At 69.6% G+C, this 18,486-nt stretch carries 20 protein-coding genes; 15 read left to right on the forward strand and 5 right to left on the reverse strand.

What is annotated here, in order from left to right; all coding sequences use genetic code 11:
* Window positions 1-31 precede the first annotated feature (31 nt).
* On the reverse strand, window positions 32-1,495 hold the full coding sequence (locus V6U86_RS11490; RefSeq protein WP_334501815.1) for an SDR family oxidoreductase: 1,464 nt from the start codon (window positions 1,493-1,495) through the stop codon (window positions 32-34).
* A 35-nt stretch (window positions 1,496-1,530) separates the two neighbouring features.
* On the opposite strand from V6U86_RS11490, the gene glyA reads away from it, so the two are divergent.
* The 13 genes from glyA (at window position 1,531) to V6U86_RS11555 (ending at window position 12,555) form a co-directional block, all read left to right on the forward strand.
* A complete protein-coding gene (gene glyA / locus V6U86_RS11495) occupies window positions 1,531-2,820 on the forward strand; it encodes a serine hydroxymethyltransferase (RefSeq protein ID WP_334501817.1) in 1,290 nt (429 codons plus the stop codon).
* Window positions 2,813-3,238: a hypothetical protein gene (locus V6U86_RS11500; protein ID WP_334501820.1), complete on the forward strand. Its 426-nt coding sequence runs from the start codon at window positions 2,813-2,815 to the stop codon at window positions 3,236-3,238. The genes glyA and V6U86_RS11500 overlap by 8 nt, the downstream gene beginning before the upstream one ends.
* A gap of 181 nt (window positions 3,239-3,419) precedes the next feature.
* A complete protein-coding gene (locus V6U86_RS11505) occupies window positions 3,420-3,656 on the forward strand; it encodes an AtpZ/AtpI family protein (RefSeq protein ID WP_030333169.1) in 237 nt (78 codons plus the stop codon).
* An 11-nt stretch (window positions 3,657-3,667) separates the two neighbouring features.
* Window positions 3,668-4,465, forward strand: coding sequence for a F0F1 ATP synthase subunit A (gene atpB / locus V6U86_RS11510; protein WP_334501825.1), 798 nt, complete (start codon window positions 3,668-3,670; stop codon window positions 4,463-4,465).
* A 66-nt stretch (window positions 4,466-4,531) separates the two neighbouring features.
* Window positions 4,532-4,774, forward strand: coding sequence for a F0F1 ATP synthase subunit C (locus tag V6U86_RS11515; RefSeq protein ID WP_130404096.1), 243 nt, complete (start codon window positions 4,532-4,534; stop codon window positions 4,772-4,774).
* A gap of 25 nt (window positions 4,775-4,799) precedes the next feature.
* Window positions 4,800-5,339, forward strand: coding sequence for a F0F1 ATP synthase subunit B (locus V6U86_RS11520; RefSeq protein ID WP_334501830.1), 540 nt, complete (start codon window positions 4,800-4,802; stop codon window positions 5,337-5,339).
* Entirely contained in the window at window positions 5,339-6,160 is an 822-nt protein-coding gene (locus tag V6U86_RS11525; protein ID WP_334501832.1) for a F0F1 ATP synthase subunit delta, read from the forward strand. The genes V6U86_RS11520 and V6U86_RS11525 overlap by 1 nt, the downstream gene beginning before the upstream one ends.
* A 165-nt stretch (window positions 6,161-6,325) precedes the next feature.
* Complete coding sequence (gene atpA, locus V6U86_RS11530) at window positions 6,326-7,978, forward strand: F0F1 ATP synthase subunit alpha (RefSeq protein WP_334501834.1); 1,653 nt, start codon at window positions 6,326-6,328, stop codon at window positions 7,976-7,978.
* A gap of 4 nt (window positions 7,979-7,982) precedes the next feature.
* Window positions 7,983-8,912: a F0F1 ATP synthase subunit gamma gene (locus V6U86_RS11535; RefSeq protein ID WP_334501836.1), complete on the forward strand. Its 930-nt coding sequence runs from the start codon at window positions 7,983-7,985 to the stop codon at window positions 8,910-8,912.
* Window positions 8,912-10,348: a F0F1 ATP synthase subunit beta gene (gene atpD / locus V6U86_RS11540; protein ID WP_334501838.1), complete on the forward strand. Its 1,437-nt coding sequence runs from the start codon at window positions 8,912-8,914 to the stop codon at window positions 10,346-10,348. The genes V6U86_RS11535 and atpD overlap by 1 nt, the downstream gene beginning before the upstream one ends.
* Window positions 10,349-10,574: 226 nt before the next feature.
* On the forward strand, window positions 10,575-11,717 hold the full coding sequence (locus tag V6U86_RS11545; protein ID WP_334501840.1) for an LCP family protein: 1,143 nt from the start codon (window positions 10,575-10,577) through the stop codon (window positions 11,715-11,717).
* An 88-nt stretch (window positions 11,718-11,805) separates the two neighbouring features.
* Window positions 11,806-12,087 (forward strand): F0F1 ATP synthase subunit epsilon, encoded by a 282-nt coding sequence (locus V6U86_RS11550; RefSeq protein ID WP_030333186.1) that lies wholly within the window; start codon window positions 11,806-11,808, stop codon window positions 12,085-12,087.
* Window positions 12,088-12,099: 12 nt separating this feature from the next.
* The gene (locus V6U86_RS11555) at window positions 12,100-12,555 is read left to right on the forward strand and encodes a DUF2550 domain-containing protein (RefSeq protein WP_030488055.1); all 456 of its coding nucleotides are present in this window, start codon (window positions 12,100-12,102) and stop codon (window positions 12,553-12,555) included.
* 324 nt (window positions 12,556-12,879) lie between these two features.
* Here V6U86_RS11555 and V6U86_RS11560 read toward each other — a convergent pair whose 3' ends face one another.
* Window positions 12,880-13,452, reverse strand: coding sequence for a cob(I)yrinic acid a,c-diamide adenosyltransferase (locus tag V6U86_RS11560; RefSeq protein WP_334501847.1), 573 nt, complete (start codon window positions 13,450-13,452; stop codon window positions 12,880-12,882).
* Here V6U86_RS11560 and murA point away from each other — a divergent pair.
* On the forward strand, window positions 13,451-14,893 hold the full coding sequence (murA, locus tag V6U86_RS11565; protein WP_334501849.1) for a UDP-N-acetylglucosamine 1-carboxyvinyltransferase: 1,443 nt from the start codon (window positions 13,451-13,453) through the stop codon (window positions 14,891-14,893). The genes V6U86_RS11560 and murA overlap by 2 nt on opposite strands.
* Before the next feature lie 98 nt (window positions 14,894-14,991).
* Window positions 14,992-15,840 carry a 3-hydroxyacyl-CoA dehydrogenase family protein gene (locus tag V6U86_RS11570; protein ID WP_334501851.1) on the forward strand — a complete coding sequence of 283 codons (849 nt, stop codon included), beginning with the start codon at window positions 14,992-14,994 and terminating at the stop codon, window positions 15,838-15,840.
* A 43-nt stretch (window positions 15,841-15,883) separates the two neighbouring features.
* Here V6U86_RS11570 and V6U86_RS11575 read toward each other — a convergent pair whose 3' ends face one another.
* The 3 genes from V6U86_RS11575 to V6U86_RS11585 are packed head-to-tail and all read right to left on the reverse strand — an operon-like array spanning window position 15,884 to window position 18,436.
* Window positions 15,884-16,696: an alpha/beta hydrolase gene (locus tag V6U86_RS11575; protein ID WP_334501853.1), complete on the reverse strand. Its 813-nt coding sequence runs from the start codon at window positions 16,694-16,696 to the stop codon at window positions 15,884-15,886.
* 46 nt (window positions 16,697-16,742) lie between these two features.
* Window positions 16,743-17,588 carry an ABC transporter permease gene (locus tag V6U86_RS11580; RefSeq protein ID WP_334501855.1) on the reverse strand — a complete coding sequence of 282 codons (846 nt, stop codon included), beginning with the start codon at window positions 17,586-17,588 and terminating at the stop codon, window positions 16,743-16,745.
* Window positions 17,585-18,436: an ABC transporter ATP-binding protein gene (locus V6U86_RS11585; RefSeq protein ID WP_334501857.1), complete on the reverse strand. Its 852-nt coding sequence runs from the start codon at window positions 18,434-18,436 to the stop codon at window positions 17,585-17,587. The genes V6U86_RS11580 and V6U86_RS11585 overlap by 4 nt, the downstream gene beginning before the upstream one ends.
* Window positions 18,437-18,486: the final 50 nt, after the last annotated feature.

Genomic DNA, 18,486 nt, shown 5'->3' on the forward strand with positions numbered 1-18,486 from the left:
GGGAGCGGGGATCGGGGAGCGGGGAGCGGGGTTAGCGGGGGTGTTCGGCGTTGCGGGCTATGTTGCGGGCCATTCCGCCGAAGACCACCGCGTGGAACGGGGCCACCGATCCCCAGTAGGCGTGCCCGGCCAGGCCGCGCGGCAGGAAGACGGCGCGCTGCTGGTAGCGGCTGCGGTCGCCGTCGGCGGGCAGCACCCGCATCTCCAGCCAGGCCCGGCCGGGTAGCCGCATCTCGGCACGCAGTCGCAGCAACTCGCCCGGGATGATCTCCTCGACCCGCCAGAAGTCCAACGCCTCACCGACCTGGAGGCGGTGCGGGTCGCGTCGACCGCGCCGCAGCCCGACCCCGCCGACCAGCCGGTCCAGCCAGCCCCGGATCGACCAGGCGAGCGGGAAGGAGTACCAGCCGTGCTCGCCGCCGACGCCCTCGATGACCCGCCAGAGCGCTGCGGGTGGGGCGTCCACCGTCCGCTCCCGGACGTCGGTGTAGGCGGTGCCACCGGACCAGTTCGGGTCGCTGGGCAGCGGCTCGGCGGGCGCGTCCGGGCCGCTCGCGGTGGACCAGCGGGTCTCCACCTGGGCGTCGCGCACCTTGGCCAGCGCCAACGCCACCGCTTCGTCGAAGCCGGTCAGCCCGCCGGGCGGGTCCGGGACGTAGCGGGCGATGTCGTGTTCGTGGACGACCGCCTCGTGGATCAGGCTCTCCACCAGCGGGCGGGCGATCTTGTTCGGTACCGGGGTGACCAGACCGACCCAGTGCGAGGAGAGTGACGGGGTGAGCGGACGGACCGGCACGATGATCCGTCGGCGCAGCTCAGCCACCCGCGCGTAGCGCTGCATCATCTCGCGGAAGGTCAGCACGTCCGGCCCACCGACGTCGAAGCCCCGGTTGACCTCCGCTGGCAGGTCGGCGCAGCAGGCCAGGTAGCGCAGCACGTCGCGAACCGCGATTGGTTGGATCCGGTTGTCGACCCAGCGCGGGGTGACCATGACGGGCAGTCGCTCGGTCAGGTAACGCAGCATCTCGAACGACGCCGAGCCGGACCCGATGATCACCGCGGCCCGGAGCACCGCCGTGGGCACCCCGCTGGCCAGCAGGATCCGGCCCACCTCGGCGCGGGACCGCAGGTGCGGGGACGGCACCTCCGCGTCGGACGCCGGCTCCGGACCGCCCAGGTAGACGATCCGCCGTACGCCGGCCTCGCGCGCCGCCGCCGCGAAGTTGGTGGCCGCCGCCCGGTCGGCCGCCTCGAAGTCGGGCCGGCCCAGTGAGTGCACCAGGAAGTATGCGACGTCCACGTCGGCGAACGCGGCGGTCAGCGTCTCCGGTCGGCTCAGGTCTCCCTCGACGATCTCGGCCGCCGAAGCCCAGGGCACGTCCCGCAGCCGCACCGCCTTGCGGGCGAGGCAGCGCACGGTGTGCCCGTCGGCGAGCAGCAGCGGCGTCAGCCGCCCGCCGATGTAGCCGGTCGCTCCGGTGACGAGGCATCTCACAGGTCCCAGTCTGCTGCCCCCTAGACTCGTTCGCTGTGGAGACCGAGACGAGCACCTTCTGGGGGCCGGATTTCGCGCAGCTCAGGGCCACCGATCCGGAGATCGCCGCTGTGGTCCTCGGCGAGCTGGACCGGTTGCGGGGCGGCCTGCAGCTCATCGCCAGCGAGAATCTGACCTCGCCGGCGGTGCTGGCGGCGCTCGGTTCGACGCTGACCAACAAGTACGCCGAGGGTTACCCGGGCCGGCGCTACTACGGCGGCTGCGCCGAGGTGGACCGGGCGGAGGAGATCGGCATCGCCCGGGCCAAGGAACTCTTCGGGGCCGAGCACGCCAACCTGCAGCCGCACTCCGGGGCGAGCGCCAACCTGGCCGCGTACGCCGCGCTGGTGCAGCCGGGGGACACGGTGCTGGCGATGGACCTGCCGCACGGTGGGCACCTCACCCACGGCAGCCGGGTGAACTTCTCCGGCAAGTGGTTCCACCCGGTCGGCTACCCGGTCCGGCCGGACACCGAGCTGATCGACTACGACGAGGTACGGGACCTGGCGCGGGCGCACCGGCCCAAGCTGATCATCTGCGGGGCGACCGCGTACCCACGCCTTATCGACTTCGCCCGGTTCCGGGAGATCGCCGACGAGGTCGGCGCGTACCTGATGGTGGACGCGGCGCACTTCATCGGCCTGGTCGCAGGCCGGGCGATCCCGTCCCCGGTGCCGTACGCCGACGTCGTCTGCGCCACCACCCACAAGGTGCTGCGCGGGCCGCGCGGCGGCATGATCCTGTGCCGCGAGTCGCTGGCCCAGCGGATCGACAAGGCGGTCTTCCCGTTCACCCAGGGTGGCCCGCTGATGCACGCGGTGGCGGCCAAGGCGGTCGCGCTGCGCGAGGCCGCCCAGCCGGAGTTCCAGACGTACGCTCGGCAGGTGGTCAGCAACGCCCAGGCGCTCGCCGCCGGGTTGGCCGACGAGGGGATGCGCCCGGTCTCCGGTGGCACCGACACCCACCTCGCCCTGATCGACCTGCGGGAGCTGGGGGTGACCGGCACCGAGGCCGAGCGCCGCTGCGACGCCGCGTCGATCACCCTGAACAAGAACGCCATTCCATACGATCCACAGCCCCCGATGGTGGCCTCCGGCATCCGGGTGGGCACACCGAGCGTCACCACGCAGGGGATGCGTGAGGGGGAGCTGCGCCAGGTGGCGACGTTGATCGCCCGTGCGGTGCGCACCGATCCCGGGGCTCCGGGTGGGGCCGACGAGCTGACCCGCCTCGGTGCCGAGGTGGCCGAGCTGGTCGCGGCGTTTCCGGCGTACCCCCGTGGCTGAGCCCGGGGTGGTCGAGCCGGACGCCGACCGGCGGTGGCGGTTGCGGCACCTGCCGGTGTTGTTGGCCGCGTCGGCGGCGCTCGCCGCGGTCGCCGCGGTGCTGGGCGCGGTGACCGGCGGCGCGACGGCGGCGCTCGGCGCGGCGGCCGGCGTGGGCGTCACGGTGTTCAGCTACACCCTCACCACTGTGGTGTTGGCCCGGGCCGACCAGGTCAACCCGCAGTTGCTGCTGCCGCTCGGCCTGGGCCTGTATGTGCTGAAGTTCAGCCTGCTGGGTGCGGTGCTGGTGGCGGTGGCGTCCACCGGTTGGGCCGGGTTGATCCCGCTCTGCCTCGGCATCGTCGCCGGGGTGGCAGTGTGGACGGCAGTGCACATCTGGTGGCTGACCGCGGTGCACGCTCGGCGGGCGCACCGCTGACCTGGCGGTCGTCCCATCTTTCGGACGCGCGGCAATGTGTCGGCCTCCGGTCATTTTCCGACGGGCGGAAGGGGAGTAGCGTGCCCACAGACGACGGCGCCCACGAGAAGCCCACACAACGACGGTTGTGCGGGGGGTGAGGCACAGCCTCGTCTTCCCGGCTGATATCGTTCGCCCCGTCATGGCTGGTGACCAAACCCCCCGTCCCGCCGGTGAACCGGACGATTATCCGTCCGGCGCCGGTCAGGGTTGGACCGCGCTCAGCTACCTCGTCGGAGGCATGCTCGTGTGGGGTTTCATCGGTTGGCTTGTTGACCAGTGGCTCGACACCGGCGGCGTCGCCACCGGGATCGGCGTCGTGCTCGGTATGGCTGGGGGCATCATCCTGGTCGTCCGCCGACTCGGCACGCCTACTTAGGAAGGGACGCGGTGTTCGGACAGGCGAACGTTCTGGCAGCGGGCCAGGCGGGATTCCCACCCACGGTGGACGACTTCTACCTGCCCAGCATCCTGCCCTGGGGTGTGGAGAACTCGTACTGGTTCACCAAGATCACGGCGATGGTCTGGATCGCGGTCGGCGTCCTGATCATCTTCTTCCTGGCGACCTACCGGAACCCGCAGTTGGTGCCGACGAAGAAGCAGTGGTTCGCCGAGTCGATCTACGGCTTCGTGCGCAACAACATCGCCGTCGACATGATCGGCCACGCGGGGGTGCGCTTCGCGCCCTACTTCACCACGCTGTTCTGCTTCGTGCTGCTGACGAACGCGTTCGCGATCATCCCGTTCTTCCAGATCTCGCCGAACTCGCACATCGCCTTCCCGGCGATCCTCGCGATCATCAGCTACGTGCTGTTCAACTACATCGGCATCAAGCAGCACGGCTTCGTCAAGTACTTCAAGAACTCGCTGATCCCGCCGGCACCCTGGTACATCCTGCCGCTGCTGATCCCGATCGAGCTCTTCTCGACCTTCATCGTCCGGCCGTTCTCGCTCGCGGTTCGTCTCTTCGCGAACATGTTCGCCGGTCACATGCTCCTGCTGGTCTTCACGCTCGGCGGCTTCGCGATGCTGAGCGCCAACGCCTGGCTGGCCCCGGTCTCGGTGCTCTCCTGGGTGATGACCATCGCGCTCACCTTCCTCGAGTTCCTGGTGATCTGCCTGCAGGCATACGTCTTCACCGTCCTCACCGCCAGCTACGTGCAGGGCGCGCTCGCCGAAGAGCACTGATCCACCGCACCATCCGTTGTCGTCCCGCGTGAGAGTCACGTGTGATAACCAGGAGGAACCACACCAATGGACGCTAGCGTTCTCGCCGAGGTCACCGGTAGCACCGCTGCCATCGGCTACGGTCTCGCCGCCATCGGCCCGGGCATCGGCGTTGGCCTGGTCTTCGCCGCCTACATCCAGTCGACCGCCCGCCAGCCGGAGTCGTCCCGGATGACCCTGCCGTACGTCTGGATCGGCTTCGCCGTCATCGAGGCGCTGGCGCTGCTCGGCATCGCCTTCGGCTTCATCTGGGCCGGCTCCGCAGCCTGATCCACCCTTTGACCGGGAGGTAACCATGCACTTCCTCGCCGCTGAGGGTGGTGAGTCCGCCCACAACCCGATCATCCCGCTCTGGCAGGAGGTCGTGGTCGGCTCGGTGGCCTTTGCCGTGCTCTGCTTCGTGTTGATGAAGTTCGTCTTCCCGCGCATGGAGCAGACGTTCCAGGCTCGGGTCGACGCGATCGAGGGCGGCATCAAGCGCGCCGAGGCCGCTCAGGCCGAGGCGAACCAGCTGCTCGAGCAGTACCGTGCCCAGCTCGCTGAGGCCCGGACCGACGCCGCCAAGATCCGTGACGACGCTCGGGCCGACGCCGAGGGCATCCGGCAGGACATCCTCGCCAAGGCGCGGGAAGAGTCCGACCGGGTCATCCAGGCGGGCAAGGACGCGCTCGCCGCCGAGCGGGCCACCATCGTGCGCGAGCTGCGTGCGGAGGTCGGCACCATCGCGGTGGACCTGGCCAGCAAGATCGTTGGCGAGTCGCTGGCCGACGAGGCACGGCGCAAGGGCACCGTCGACCGGTTCCTGAGCGGTCTCGAGAGCACGGGGGCCCGCTGATGCAGGCCGCCAGCCGGGAGTCGTACAAGATCGCGGCCGAGCGCCTCGACGCGTACGTCCGCGGCGCGGAGCCGTCGGCGGTGACCTCTACCGCCGACGCCATCCTCTCCGTGGCGACCCTGCTGCGGCGTGAGCCGCGGCTGCGCCGGGCGCTCTCCGAGCCGTCCCGGTCCGGTGAGGATCGCGGCGCTCTGCTCGGCGACATGCTGGGCGGGCGGATCGGCGCCGACGCGCTCGACCTGCTCGTGGTGCTGGTCTCCGGCCGGTGGTCGGCACCGTCGGAGTTGCTCGACGGCACCGAGCGACTGGGCGTGGAGGCGCTGCTCGCCAGCGCCGACAAGGCCGGCGAGCTGGGCGAGGTCGAGGACGAGCTGTTCCGCTTCGGCCAGGTCGTGGCCGGTCAGTCGGCGCTGAGCAACGCGCTCGCTGACCCGGTCGCCCCGGTCGAGCAGCGGGCCACCCTGGCCCGCGAGCTGCTCGCCGACAAGGCCCGCCCGGTCACCGTCCGCCTCGTCGAGGCGGCGCTCGGCGGGTTCGGGGGACGTTCCTTCACGGGGGCGCTCACCCGGCTGGTCGAGCTCGCCGCCGACCGGCGTGACCGGCAGGTGGCGTACGTGACCGTCGCGGCCCCGTTGAGTGACGAGGACGAGCGTCGGCTGGGTGCGAGCCTCACCGCGATATACGGTCGAGAGGTGTCCGTCAAGCAGACGGTTGACCCCGCCGTTCTCGGTGGCGTGAGCGTCCGGGTCGGTTCCGACCTGTACGACGGCACCATCCTGCGCCGCCTCAACGAGACCCGCAACGCGCTCGCGAAGCGCTGATCGGCTTCACCGCCCAGAGATTGAGCGGTTTCGCCGCCCAAACGCTGAGCGGTTCCGCCGCCCAGCGTTGGGGTGGTTCGGCCGCCCAGCGCCCGGATTGACAGACGCCATTCGGACCGGTTGGTACTAGGTATCCCGGGCCCCTGAATTTTAAGGAAGCAGAGGATGGCCGAGCTGACCATCTCGACGGAGGAGATCCGCGGCGCCCTGGAGCGCTACGTCTCCTCCTACTCGTCCGACGTCTCCCGCGAGGAGGTCGGCACCGTCGCCGACACCGGCGACGGCATCGCCCACGTCGAGGGCCTGCCCTCGACCAAGACCAACGAGCTCCTGGAGTTCGAGGACGGCACGCTCGGCGTGGCGTTGAACCTCGACGTGCGGGAGATCGGCGTCGTCGTCCTCGGTGACTCCGCCAAGCTCGAGGAGGGGCAGCGGGTCAAGCGCACCGACCGGGTCCTCTCGGTCCCGGTCGGCGACGCCTTCCTCGGCCGCGTGGTCAACGCCCTCGGCCAGCCGATCGACGGCCTCGGCGACATCGCCGAGGAGGGTTACCGCGAGCTGGAGCTGCAGGCTCCGAACGTGATGGCCCGGCAGTCGGTGTTCGAGCCGCTGCAGACTGGCATCAAGGCCATCGACGCGATGACGCCGATCGGCCGGGGCCAGCGGCAGCTGATCATCGGTGACCGGAAGACCGGCAAGACCACTGTCGCGCTGGACGCCATCCTCAACCAGCGGGACAACTGGCGCACCGGCGACCCGAAGAAGCAGGTCCGCTGCATCTACGTCGCCATCGGCCAGAAGGCCTCCACCATCGCCTCGATCAAGGGGCAGTTGGAGGAGGCGGGCGCGCTGGAGTACACGACCATCGTCGCCTCGCCGGCGTCCGACCCGGCCGGCTTCAAGTACCTCGCCCCGTACACCGGCTCGTCCATCGGGCAGCACTGGATGTACGGCGGCAAGCACGTCCTGATCGTCTTCGACGACCTGAGCAAGCAGGCCGAGGCGTACCGGGCCGTGTCGCTGCTGCTGCGTCGCCCGCCGGGCCGTGAGGCGTACCCGGGTGACGTCTTCTACCTGCACTCCCGCCTGCTGGAGCGCTGCGCGAAGCTCTCCGACGAGCTGGGTGGCGGCTCGATGACCGGTCTGCCGATCATCGAGACGAAGGCCAACGACATCTCGGCCTTCATCCCGACCAACGTCATCTCGATCACCGACGGCCAGATCTTCCTGGAGACCGACCTGTTCAACCAGGGCGTTCGTCCGGCGATCAACGTCGGCACCTCGGTCTCCCGGGTCGGTGGCGCCGCCCAGGTGAAGCCGATGCGCAAGGTCGCCGGTTCGCTGCGGCTCAACCTGGCCCAGTACCGCGAGCTGGAGGCGTTCGCCGCCTTCGCCTCCGACCTGGACCGGGCCTCCCGGGCCCAGCTGGACCGCGGTGTCCGGCTGGTCGAGCTGCTCAAGCAGCCGAACTACTCGCCGTACCCGGTGCAGGAAGAGGTCGTCTCGGTCTGGGCCGGCACCGAGGGCAAGCTGGACGACATCCCGGTGGGTGACATCCGGCGCTTCGAGGCCGAGTTCCTCCAGTACCTGCGGCACAAGCACGAGGGTGTGCTGGCCGGGATCGCCGACAACCAGTGGGGCGACGACATCGTCAGCTCGCTGGACACGGCGATCACCGAGTTCAAGCAGGTCTTCCTCAACAAGGACGAGGAGCGTCGGGTCAACGACGCGCCGGCCGCTCCGCTCGAGGGCGACGAGAACCGCGAGACGGTGACCCGCTTCCGCGACAGCGCGACCGACCGCCCGGCCGAGAGCTGATCTGATGGCGGCCCAGGTTCGCGTTCTTCGTCAACGGATCCGCTCGGCGAAGTCGATGAAGAAGATCACCAAGGCGATGGAGCTCGTGGCGACGAGCCGGATCGCCAAGGCCCAGGCCCGGGTGCAGGCGTCCCTGCCGTACGCCCAGGCCATCACCGGTGTGCTCACGGCGCTGGCGTCCAACGCGCGGATCGACCACCCGCTGCTCACCCCGCGCGAGCGGGTGCGGCGGGCGGGCGTCCTGTTGGTCACCAGCGACCGTGGCCTGGCCGGCGGTTACAGCTCCAACGCGATCAGGATGGCCGAGTCGCTGATCGCGCGGCTCAAGGCGGACGGCAAGGAGCCGGTGCTCTACGTCATCGGGCGTAAGGGCGTCGGGTTCTACCGGTTCCGTGACCGGCCGATCGAGGCGAACTGGACCGGGTTCAGCGAGCAGCCGTCGTTCGAGGACGCCCGTACCGTGGGTGAGACGCTGATCAAGGCGTTCACCGCCGGTGCGGACGACGTCGACGGTGGCGCTGGCGCGGACGGGGTGCTCGGCGTCGACGAGTTGCACATCGTCTACACCGAGTTCCACTCGCTGATGACGCAGAACCCGGTCACGAAGATCATCGGCCCGATGCAGGTCGAGGACCGGCCGCGCTCCGAGGGGCTGCTGCCGGCGTACGAGTTCGAGCCCGAGGCGGAGGCGCTGCTCGACGCGCTCCTGCCGAGGTACATCAACACGCGGATCTACGCGGCGTTGCTCGAGTCGGCGGCGAGTGAGTCGGCGGCACGGCGGCGGGCGATGAAGAGCGCCACCGACAACGCCGAAGAGATGATCGAGAAGTACACGCGTGAGATGAACTCGGCCCGTCAGGCCGGGATCACCCAGGAGATCAGCGAGATCGTCGGCGGCGCCAACGCGCTTGCCGCGTCGGGAAGTGAAGTGTGATGACTGCACCAGTAGAGACCAAGACGGCCACGGGTCGCGTGGTCCGGGTCATCGGCCCGGTCGTCGACGCCGAGTTCCCGCGCGACGCCATGCCGGCCCTGTTCAACGCCCTGAACGTCACCGTGAGCCTGTCCGGCGGTGACAAGACGCTGACCCTGGAGGTCGCCCAGCACCTGGGTGACAACCTGGTCCGCGCCATCTCGATGCAGCCGACCGACGGTCTGGTTCGCGGCGCGGAGGTTCGGGACTCCGGTTCGCCGATCACCGTTCCGGTGGGCGACGCGGTCAAGGGCCACGTGTTCAACGCGATCGGCGAGGTGCTCAACCTCAAGGAGGGCGAGACCCTCAACCCGGACGACCACTGGGGTATCCACCGCAAGGCCCCGGCCTTCGCGGACCTGGAGCCGAAGACCGAGATGCTGGAGACCGGCATCAAGGTCATCGACCTGCTCGCCCCGTACGTCAAGGGCGGCAAGATCGGCCTGTTCGGCGGCGCGGGCGTGGGTAAGACGGTGCTCATCCAGGAGATGATCACCCGTGTTGCCCGCAACTTCGGTGGTACCTCGGTCTTCGCCGGCGTGGGTGAGCGCACCCGTGAGGGCAACGACCTCATCGCTGAGATGACCGAGTCCGGCGTTATCGACAAGACCGCGCTGGTCTACGGCCAGATGGACGAGCCGCCGGGCACCCGGCTGCGGGTGGCGCTCTCCGCGCTGACCATGGCCGAGTACTTCCGGGACGTGAAGAAGCAGGAGGTGCTGCTCTTCATCGACAACATCTTCCGCTTCACCCAGGCGGGTTCGGAGGTCTCCACCCTGCTCGGCCGCATGCCGAGCGCCGTGGGTTACCAGCCGACCCTGGCCGACGAGATGGGCGAGCTCCAGGAGCGGATCACCTCCGTCCGGGGTCAGGCCATCACCTCCATGCAGGCGATCTACGTGCCGGCGGACGACTACACCGACCCCGCCCCGGCCACCACGTTCGCCCACCTGGACGCGACCACCAACCTGGAGCGGTCGATCTCCGACAAGGGCATCTACCCGGCCGTGGACCCGCTGGCGTCCTCGTCCCGGATCCTCGCCCCGGAGTTCGTCGGCCCGGAGCACTTCCAGGTCGCGACCGAGGTGAAGCGGATCCTGCAGCGCTACAAGGATCTGCAGGACATCATCGCCATCCTCGGTATCGAGGAGCTCTCCGAGGAAGACAAGATCACCGTGGCCCGGGCCCGGCGGATCGAGCGCTTCCTCTCGCAGAACACCTACGCGGCGGAGCAGTTCACCGGCGTGCCGGGCTCGACGGTCCCGATCAAGGAGACCATCGAGGCGTTCCGCAAGATCAGCGAGGGTGAGTACGATCACTTCCCCGAGCAGGCGTTCTTCATGTGCGGCGGTCTCGAGGACCTGGAGCGCAAGGCTGAGGAGCTGATGAAGGGCTGACCCAGCCCTCATTCGATCCGTAACAAAAAGACTGCCCCGGCAATGCCGGGGCAGTCTTTTGTTCATGTTCGCGTCCTACCATCGTCGCGGTCCGTTACTCGTGGTCGTCACTTCCGAGCCCGCCGAGCTACGGTTCGTTCCGCGCGCTCACCTGAACGAGCGTTGATCTTTGCAACCTTTCGACGACGTCCGCCCGTCTTCCTCGTCGTGGGTGTAACGAACGGAGATGCTCGTGGGTAAGGCCGGCAAGAGTGGGCGCAAGTCGTCAATCTGGCGGGGTGTGCCGCGGTGGGCCAGGATCTGCACGGTGTTCGGCGCCGTGCTGACCATGCTCAGCGGCGCGGTGCTGGTTGGCAGCGAGGTGCTCATGGCCCGCTACGAGGGGGCAGTCGGCAAGGCCGACCTGTTCGGCGATCAGGCGGCGGGTGCCCAGGCGAGGAAGAGCGACATCAAGGGGCCGCTCAACATCCTGCTCGTCGGCATCGATCCGCGTACGCCGACGGCCGCGCCACTGGCTGACTCGATCATGGTGCTGCACGTGCCGGCATCCATGGACCGCGCCTACCTGTTCTCGGTGCCGCGTGACCTCTACGTGCACATCCCGGCATTCAAGAAGGCCCAGTTCCCGGGCGAGACCACGAAGATCAACGCTGCCATGTCGTTCGGCAGCAGGGTGCCGGGGGCCAACCCCGACGCGGCGCGGGGCTTCGAGTTGTTGGCCACCACCGTGCAGAATGTGACCGGCATCAAGCGCTTCGACGCGGGCGCGATCATCAACTTCACCGGCTTCCAGAAGATCGTCGACGCCATGGGTGGTGTCGACATGTACGTCGAGCGCGACGTGAAGTCCGAGCACAAGCAGCCCGACGGCAAGCCGCGGCCGGGCAACCCCCGTGGTGAGGGCTACGTCGGCCCGCAGGCGGTCTACAAGAAGGGCAACCAGCATCTGAGTGGGTGGCAGGCGTTGGACTACGTCCGGCAGCGCTACCCGAAGAACGGCGTCCCGGATTCGGACTACGGCCGGCAGCGCCACCAGCAGCAGTTCGTCAAGGCCATGGTCGGCCAGGCGTTCAGCGCCGACGTGGTGTCCAACCCCATCAAGCTGGACAAGGTGCTCCGCGCCGCCGGCCAGTCGCTGATCTTCAACGGCCGGGGTAACAGCGTTGTCGACTTCGGGCTCGCACTGAAGGACATCCGCCCGAACACCATCGAGATGATCAAGCTCCCCGGTGGCGGTGTCTTCAACGGTAAGAAGTACCTGGGTGAGCAGTTCCAGGCAGGGGTCCCGGACTTCTTCACCGCCCTGCACAACGAGCAACTCGACCCGTTCCTGCTGGAGCACCCGGAATTCGTGAACAAGGCCAAGTAGTCCGGGCGGCGTTGTCCCCACCCGCGTTGGGCGCGCCGCGTCGTCAGGCTAGACTTTCGGCAATCCATAGCCGCAGCAAGGAGACAGCGTGGCACAGCAGCTTCACGTCGAGCTCGTCGCCGTCGAGGAGAAGGTCTGGTCCGGTGACGCCGAGATGGTCGTCGCCCGGACGACCGAGGGCGAGCTCGGTGTCCTGCCGGGGCACGCGCCGCTTCTCGGCCAACTCGCCGAACCCGGCCAGGTGCGCATCAAGCTTGCTGGCGGCGAGCAGGTCGCCTACGAGGTGGCCGGCGGATTCCTCTCGGTGAGCGCCGACGGTGTCACCGTGCTGGCCGAGAGCGCAACCCCGGTCTCCGCGCAGAGCCGCTGAGCCACACCGGGGATGGAGATCGTCGAAGGATTCGGAATCGGCGTTGTCGTCATCCTCGGCGCGCTTCTGATCCTCTTCGTCCGGCGAGCTCTGGTCACCCGCAGCGGTGGCATCATCCGGCTCAGCGTCCGGGTCTCCACCATGCTCGACGGCCGTGGCTGGTCGCCCGGCTTCGGCCGGTTCGCCGGCGATGAGCTGCGCTGGTACCGGATGTTCAGCTTCGCGATCCGGCCCAAGCGGGTGCTCTCCCGCAAAGGGCTGGCAGTGGAGCGCCGCCGGTTGCCCGAAGGTCAGGAACGGCTCTCCATGCCGGCCGACTGGGTGATCCTCCGCTGTACCAGTCACCACGCACCGGTGGAGATCGCCATGGCGCGATCGACAGTGACCGGTTTTCTCTCCTGGCTCGAGGCCGCCCCTCCGGGGGCGGTCTCGCCGCGTATGGCCTCCCAGGACTGGCCCGCCGCCTGAGGCCCCCCGCCTGAGGCCCCCCGCTCCCGCTCCCGCTCCCGCTCCCGCCCCCGCCCCCGCCCCCGGCCGCCCGCCGGGCCGCCTGTGGGTGCGGTGGGGTTGACCTCGGAGATCTTGGACAGTTTCCGTTCTGACAGAACGGAAACTGTCCAAGATCTACATTCCCCGCGGTGCTTGGGCGCGTGGTCCGGGCCGGTGTGCTGGGTGGCCCTCTTCGCCGCTCCGCTGTCTGGGTCCGAGGTTCGACCAGGCGGTCTCAGTGAAGACGCGTGGCGGCCCTGAGATTGGGAACCCTCATCTCGACGTGGTGCGGAGCGCCGACGTTCAGCGCTTGCCGCCCGGCACCCATAGCACATCGCCTGCCGGATTTGCCGTTCTTGACAAGATAAAGAGCAGATCGGAGAGCCGGTTGAGATACTTTGCCGGGAGCGTGCTGGTTCGGTCCGAATCGTGGGTAACCAGCGCCCACGCCGCCCGTTCGGCACGCCGGGCGACGGTCCGCGCCACATGCAGCAGCGCCGCGCCTGCGGTGCCGCCGGGGAGGATGAAGGAGTCGAGCTTGCTCAGGCGTGCGTTGTACTCGTCGCACCAGCCCTCCAGACGCTCGACGTACTCCTCGGTCACCCGCAGCGGCGGATACTCCGGCTCCGGCTCGACCGGGGTGGACAGGTCGGCGCCGACGTCGAACAGGTCGTTCTGCACCGACGCCAGCACGGTGCGAAGCTCCTCGTCGAGGTTTCCCAGCGCGAGCGCGACGCCGATCGCCGCGTTGCACTCGTCGACATCCGCGTACGCGGCGATCCGTGGATCGGTCTTCGGCACCTGCTCGTTGTTGCTCAGCCTGGTCATGCCGGCGTCGCCGGCCTTGGTGTAGATGCGCGTGAGGTGGACGGCCATGACGCACAGCCTACGGATTCCCGACCTGACGATTCCGGCGCGGCCGGACAGCACCGCCGGCTGGCCGCTGGTGGTGGGCCCCGGCGACGCCGGCGATCCGGCGGTCAACGATGTCGACGTCATCCGGGTCCGCGGTGACGCCCGACTGGCCGGCACCGTGCACGTGGTCGGTGCCAAGAACTCGGCGTTGAAGCTGATGGCGGCCGCGCTGCTCGCACCGGGCCGCAGCGTGATCACCAACGTTCCGCGGATCACCGACATCGCGATCATGGGGGAGGTGCTGCGCCGGCTGGGCTGCGACGTCCAGTTCGACGCGGACGACCCGGTCGACCCGATGGTCGCTCGTGGCGGCGTGGCCCGGTCCCGGTCGGTGACGATCGACGTACCCGAGCAACCGGGCGCGGAGGCCGACTACGACCTGGTTCGACGGTTGCGCGCGTCGATCTGCGTGCTCGGCCCACTGCTGGCGCGTCGGGGGTACGTGCGGGTGGCCCACCCCGGCGGCGACGCGATCGGGTCGCGGGGGTTGGACATGCACATCTCCGGGCTGACCCGGATGGGCGCGGAGATCTCCGGTGAGCACGGGTTCGTCATCGCCTCCGCCCCGCACGGGCTGCGTGGCGCGGACATCGTGCTGGATTTTCCCAGCGTCGGCGCGACCGAGAACCTGGTGATGGCGGCGGTGCTGGCCCAGGGCACCACGATGATCGACAACGCGGCCCGGGAGCCGGAGATCGTCGACATCTGCACGATGCTCAACCAGATGGGCGCGCGCATCGTCGGCGCGGGCACGTCCACGTTGCGGATCACCGGTGTGCCCGGTCTGCGTCCGGTGCGCCACGCCACGGTGGGGGACCGGATCGTCGCCGGCACCTGGGCGTTCGGTGCGGCGATGACCCGGGGCGACGTGACGGTGACCGGGCTGGACCCGGCCTTCCTGGAGGTTGCCCTGGACAAGGTGGTTGCCGCGGGCGGGCTGGTGGAGACGCGGGGGGACGGCTTCCGGGTACGGATGGACGAGCGGCCCCGGGCGGTGGACGTGGTGACGCTGCCGTACCCCGGCTTCGCCACCGACCTGCTGCCGATGGCGATCGGGTTGGCGGCCGTGAGCGACGGCGCCTCCCTGATCACCGAGAACATCTTCGACGGTCGGTTCATGTTCGCCAACGAGATGATGCGGCTCGGCGCGGACATCAAGACCGATGGGCATCACGCGGTGGTCCGGGGACGCGACCGGCTCTCCGGTGCCCCCGTGCGGGCCACCGACATCCGGGCCGGAGCGGGGCTGATCATCGCCGGGCTCTGCGCGGAGGGGGTCACCGAGGTCTCCCACGTGCACCACGTCGACCGGGGCTACCCGGATTTCGTGGCCGACCTGCGTGCTCTCGGGGTGGCGGTCGAGCGGGGCACCACGCCGGAGGAGCCGGCACTGGAGATCTGAGGTCGGACCGGGGACCCGGCCCGACCGCCACTTAGCCATCGTTCAGGCTCGCCGACTAGGGTGCAGGCAGGCACTCAATCGCAGCGAGGGAGAAACAGATGGCGGGTCGACTCGCGGTCGTCGGGGCCGGGTTGATGGGTTCCGGCATCGCCCAGGTGGCGGCGCAGGCGGGCTGGCAGGTGACGCTGCGCGACCTGGACGACGCGGCCACCACCCGGGGTCTGGGCGGCATTCGGAAGTCGCTGGAGAAGTTCGCCGAGAAGGGCAAGATCGAGGCGTCCGAGGTCGAGGCGACGCTGGCTCGGATCACCCCGACCACCGACCTGGAGGCGGCGGCGGACGCGGACATCGTGGTCGAGGCCGTCTTCGAACGGCTGGAGATCAAGCACGAGGTGTTCCGCGCCCTGGACAAGATCTGCAGGTCGGACGCGGTGCTCGCCACCAACACCTCGGCCATCCCGGTCACCCAGATCGCCGCGGTGACCGAGCGGCCCGAGGCGGTCGTCGGCACCCACTTTTTCTCCCCGGTGCCGATGATGCAGCTCTGCGAGCTGGTTCGCGGTTACAAGACCAGCGACGCCACGCTGGACACCGCGCGGGCCTTCGCCGAGGAGATCGGCAAGACGGTCGTTGTGGTCAACCGGGACATCGCCGGTTTCGTCACCACCCGGCTGATCTCCGCCCTGGTGATGGAGGCGGTCAAGCTGGTCGAGTCCGGGGTGGTGTCGGCGGAGGACCTGGACACCGCCTGCCGCCTGGGCTTCGGGCACGCGATGGGCCCGCTGGCCACCACCGACCTGACCGGCGTGGACGTGCTGCTGCACGCCTCGAAGAACATCTACACCGACACGGCCGACGAGAAGTTCTTCCCGCCGGAGCTGCTGCAGCGGATGGTCACCGCCGGTGACCTGGGCCGCAAGACCGGCAAGGGCTTCTACACCTACTGAGACCGGCAGCCGCGGGGCCCGCAGGCGGGGCCCCGCGGTCGGCTCAGTTCGGGCCGGGCGGCGCGGTCAGCGCCCCCGCGACGAAGTCGAGGGCGTCGGGTATGACCGAGCCCCAGTACCGGAAGTCGTGCCGGCCGTCGGCGTACTCGGCTCGGGCGGCCGGCTCGGGAAGGGCTCGCTCCAGCGCCTGCACGTCGGCGAGGAAGTCGTCCTGGCGACCGCACCAGAGGCCCAGCGGAGTGCCGCGCAGCCGGTCGACGCCGGCGAAGACGGCATCGCCGGGCGCGACGGCGGGGGAGAAGGCCGCCACCGCTCGGAGCAGCCCCGGCCAGGTGGCGGCGAGCAGCAGCGAGCCGAAGCCCCCCATGGACCAGCCCCAGGCCGCCAGCCGGGTGGCGTCGAAGCCCCGCTCAGCGCACCAGGCCGGCAACTCCTCACGCACCATCCGCTGCGGGTCGTCCCGGCCGGCGGGGCGCCAGGAGAGGCGGTCGCCTGTCGCTCCGGCGAGCACGAACGGCGGCGCGCCCCGACGCACCGCGTCGGTCAGGAAGCGCCCCAGGCCGAGGCCGGGAAAGTCTCGTGCCGTGGTGGACGCGCCGTGCAGTACCAGGCAGACCGGCAACCCCTGACCGTCGCCGTGCCCGTCCGGGACGGCGGTGTAGAAGTCGACCGAGCGGCCACGTGCGGCGGACGGGCGGCTGACCAGTCGCTCGTCGCCGATCGGCGCGTCCGGGGGATCGGGCCGTGCCGGCGACGGGCGGATCAGGTCGCGGGCCGTCCAGCCGACCCCGACCGCCAACGCCGTTGCCCCTGCCCCCGCGAGCAGGAGCCCGCGCCGGGTCGGTCGAGTGGCCATCGGCAAAGTCTGGCAGCCCCGGGGCGGATCGGGGGCCCGGAAGCGGTCAGCCGTCGCGCTTGGTGGTCCAGCGGAAGGTGGTCAGGCAGACCACAACACCGATCACGCACCACAGGGCCAGCACCATCGCCACCCGGCCCAGCTCGAACGAGCCGCCTGGCTCCTGGGCGCCGAAGCTCTCCGGCAGGAACACCGACCGCAGCCCCTGGCACATCCACTTGAGCGGGAACAGCGCCGCCACCTGCTGCATCCAGGTGGGCAGGTCGGTGAAGACGAAGAACACGCCGGAGATGAACTGGAGCACCAGGGAGACCGGGGTGACCACCGCCGAGCCGCTGCGGGCGCTGCTGGCCACCGACGAGATCGCGATGCCGGACAGGGTGCACGCGGTCACCCCGAGCACGGCTACCCAGCCGAAGGTGAACCACTTCGCGGCGGTGCCGGGCAGGTCGAGGTCGAACAGCGCCACCGCGACGGCCAGCAGCAGTGCGGTCTCGGCGATGCCGATAGCCACCACCATGATCACCTTGCCGGCGAACCACACCCACTTCGGCATCGGCGTGCCCCGGTAGCGCTTGAGCACACCCCGGTCCCGTTCGACCGGGATCCAGATGCCCAGGTTCTGGAAGCTCACCGTCATCAGGCCGGTCGCGATCATGCCGGTGATGAAGTACTGGGTGAACTTCACCCCGCCGCCGATCGTCCCATGGAAGATCGACGCGAAGATCAGGATCATGATGATGGGGAAGCCCATCGTGAAGACCACCGACTCCCTGCTGCGCAGGAACTGGGTGATCTCCAGCCGGCCCTGGCGCAGGGCGAGCGCGCCGGCCCGAGGCCGACGGCTGCGGGTCGCGGCGACCGGCGTCGCCGGCTTCGTCGTGGTCGTCATCGCGCGTGTCCGATCATGGTGAGGTAGACGTCCTCCAGGGTTGGCCGGGTCACGGTGAGCCCGGGGACCTCGCCGTCGTAGCGCGCGGCGAGGTCGGCCACGAAGGCCGTCGGCGTCGCGCTCTGCGCGCTCTCCAACGTCCCTTCCGGGGTACGCCAGGAGACCGTCGCGAGGGCCTCCTGCCGATTGCCCAGCCGGTTGGGTGCGGCGACCTCGACCAGCCGACCGCCGGCGATCACGCCGACCCGGTCGGCGAGGGCCTCGGCCTCGTCCAGGTAGTGGGTGGTGAGCACGATGGTGGTGCCGGCGGCGGCTAGGTCGCGGATCAGCTCCCAGAACTCGCGGCGTGCCTCGGGGTCGAAGCCGGTGGTCGGCTCGTCGAGGAAGATCAGCTCCGGTCGGCCGACGATGCCCAGCGCCACGTCCAGGCGGCGCTTCTGCCCGCCGGAGAGGGTGTGTGTACGGGCCTTCGCCTTGCCGGCCAGCCCGACCCGCTCGATTACCTTCTCCGGGTCGTCGGCGTCGGGGTAGAAGCCGGAGAAGTGCCGGACCACCTCGGCCACCGTCAGCTCGTCGAACTCCCCGGTGCCCTGCAGCACGATGCCGACCCGGGACCGCCAGTTGGCGTCCGATTTGGCGGGGTCGACGCCGAGTACGGAGACCTCGCCGGCATCCCGGTGCCGGTAACCCTCCAGGATCTCCACCGTGGTGGTCTTGCCGGCGCCGTTCGGGCCGAGCAACGCGAACACCTCGCCACGGTGCACGTCGAGATCCACGCCGGCCACCGCCACGTTGTCGCCGTACGCCTTGCGCAGCCCTCGGACGGAGATCGCCAACTCATCATCCATGGCGTCCAGTGTGCGCCTGACCAGGGCTGTCTGGTGACCCGGGTATGGCG

Origin of the sequence: Micromonospora sp. CPCC 205558, from assembly GCF_036902955.1 — a bacterium.
In the GTDB taxonomy this organism is placed as follows: Bacteria; Actinomycetota; Actinomycetes; order Mycobacteriales; family Micromonosporaceae; genus Micromonospora.

What these genes read in the sequence shown, in the direction of transcription:
- V6U86_RS11505 (WP_030333169.1), top strand. Translation starts at nt 3,420, where the DNA reads ATGGCTGGTGACCAAACCCCCCGTCCCGCCGGTGAACCGGACGATTAT.
- V6U86_RS11515 (WP_130404096.1), top strand. Translation starts at nt 4,532, where the DNA reads ATGGACGCTAGCGTTCTCGCCGAGGTCACCGGTAGCACCGCTGCCATC.
- V6U86_RS11520 (WP_334501830.1), top strand. Translation starts at nt 4,800, where the DNA reads ATGCACTTCCTCGCCGCTGAGGGTGGTGAGTCCGCCCACAACCCGATC.
- V6U86_RS11525 (WP_334501832.1), top strand. Translation starts at nt 5,339, where the DNA reads ATGCAGGCCGCCAGCCGGGAGTCGTACAAGATCGCGGCCGAGCGCCTC.
- atpA (WP_334501834.1), top strand. Translation starts at nt 6,326, where the DNA reads ATGGCCGAGCTGACCATCTCGACGGAGGAGATCCGCGGCGCCCTGGAG.
- V6U86_RS11535 (WP_334501836.1), top strand. Translation starts at nt 7,983, where the DNA reads ATGGCGGCCCAGGTTCGCGTTCTTCGTCAACGGATCCGCTCGGCGAAG.
- atpD (WP_334501838.1), top strand. Translation starts at nt 8,912, where the DNA reads ATGACTGCACCAGTAGAGACCAAGACGGCCACGGGTCGCGTGGTCCGG.
- V6U86_RS11545 (WP_334501840.1), top strand. Translation starts at nt 10,575, where the DNA reads ATGCTCGTGGGTAAGGCCGGCAAGAGTGGGCGCAAGTCGTCAATCTGG.
- V6U86_RS11555 (WP_030488055.1), top strand. Translation starts at nt 12,100, where the DNA reads ATGGAGATCGTCGAAGGATTCGGAATCGGCGTTGTCGTCATCCTCGGC.
- murA (WP_334501849.1), top strand. Translation starts at nt 13,451, where the DNA reads ATGACGCACAGCCTACGGATTCCCGACCTGACGATTCCGGCGCGGCCG.
- V6U86_RS11560 (WP_334501847.1), bottom strand. Translation starts at nt 13,452, where the DNA reads ATGGCCGTCCACCTCACGCGCATCTACACCAAGGCCGGCGACGCCGGC.
- V6U86_RS11570 (WP_334501851.1), top strand. Translation starts at nt 14,992, where the DNA reads ATGGCGGGTCGACTCGCGGTCGTCGGGGCCGGGTTGATGGGTTCCGGC.
- V6U86_RS11575 (WP_334501853.1), bottom strand. Translation starts at nt 16,696, where the DNA reads ATGGCCACTCGACCGACCCGGCGCGGGCTCCTGCTCGCGGGGGCAGGG.
- V6U86_RS11580 (WP_334501855.1), bottom strand. Translation starts at nt 17,588, where the DNA reads ATGACGACCACGACGAAGCCGGCGACGCCGGTCGCCGCGACCCGCAGC.
- V6U86_RS11585 (WP_334501857.1), bottom strand. Translation starts at nt 18,436, where the DNA reads ATGGATGATGAGTTGGCGATCTCCGTCCGAGGGCTGCGCAAGGCGTAC.